Genomic DNA, 1119 nt, shown 5'->3' with positions numbered 1-1119 from the left:
GCTAAACCCCCTGTACTGCGATCGCTAATTGGGTTATCATTAATATCTAGGTTATTATCACGAATTCTATTTAAAGCACGTTTCAAGTCGATTTTTCTTTGCTCAAGTTTATCATCTGCATCAACTAATATCACTATCATATCGATTTCTTCTGGTTTCCAGGCTATAACCACCTGCGCTAAATATTTGGGATCTAAAATAGAATGTCCAGTGCGTAATTTTTTCTTTTGATTTTCCCTAATAGATGGATGTCTTTGTACAAAATCACAATCAGGAAACCCCAAATCTGTAAGTTCTCTTCTAATTAAAGTATGAAGTGCTCCTTCTTTTTCTCTATCAATGATTTTTCCACCATCTTCTGGCTTAATATAGGGAATACTTACTCCTAGTTCTGCTTCTCCCTCAGCAATTAACCCAATACGAATCCCTCGATTCATACTGGATTTCCTCCAAATACATCGGTAAACCAAAGCTCACCTAATTCCCCATCATAAGCTGACAGTGCTTTTTGAAAACGTACAGAATCAGTGGGTAATTTATGGACTTGAGTTTTACCTTCCTTATCTAATTCAACAGCACGCACTTGGTGGGGTTCAACATAATTTAGTAATACTGGGGAATGAGTTGTAATTAAAACTTGGACAGGTTTACCAGTAATTCCTTCTGTAGAGACAATTTTCAATAGTTCCATCATTTTGTGCAATAGCCACGGATGCACTCCGTTTTCTAGTTCTTCAAAACAAATAATACTTGGGGTATTTTCTTGATATAGTGCAGTGAGAAAAGCTAGGATTCTCAGTGTCCCATCTGATATGTCAGAAGCAGGTATATGATGTTCAGAATATTTGTCAACTAATTCTAGCGAAAAGGTTCTATCTTCTCCACGAAGTAAGGAAATTCTTTTTATATTAGGAACTAGCTTTGTCAAACGTTCTTCTAATTCATCAAAGCTCTTACGATTACTGAGTAAAATATCTGCTAAAGCATCAACTATTCCCTCACCTGTTCTGTTCATCCCACCCGTTGAAGGAGCATTACTAGAGAGATGAATTGGAGTAAAATCGTAAAAAATAACTTTCTTTAGGGCATCGGCAATGGGAGAATTGAGGTATTGTCTGG

The 1119-nt window shown here is 36.6% G+C and carries 2 protein-coding genes; both read right to left on the bottom strand.

From position 1 onward, the window contains the following. The coding region (locus F6K52_RS36640; protein ID WP_293090189.1) for a hypothetical protein at window positions 1–437 on the bottom strand (437 nt) is incomplete at its 3' end. Then, window positions 434–1119, bottom strand: a 686-nt coding sequence (locus F6K52_RS36635) for an AAA family ATPase (RefSeq protein WP_293090187.1), incomplete at its 5' end; no start/stop codon positions are given. The genes F6K52_RS36640 and F6K52_RS36635, both read right to left, overlap by 4 nt.

The sequence above is a fragment of the Moorena sp. SIO3H5 genome (assembly GCF_010692395.1).
GTDB lineage: Bacteria > Cyanobacteriota > Cyanobacteriia > Cyanobacteriales > Coleofasciculaceae > Moorena.
The sequence above is the reverse complement of the archived record's forward strand: the minus strand, read 5'-3'. Positions and strand labels throughout refer to the sequence as shown.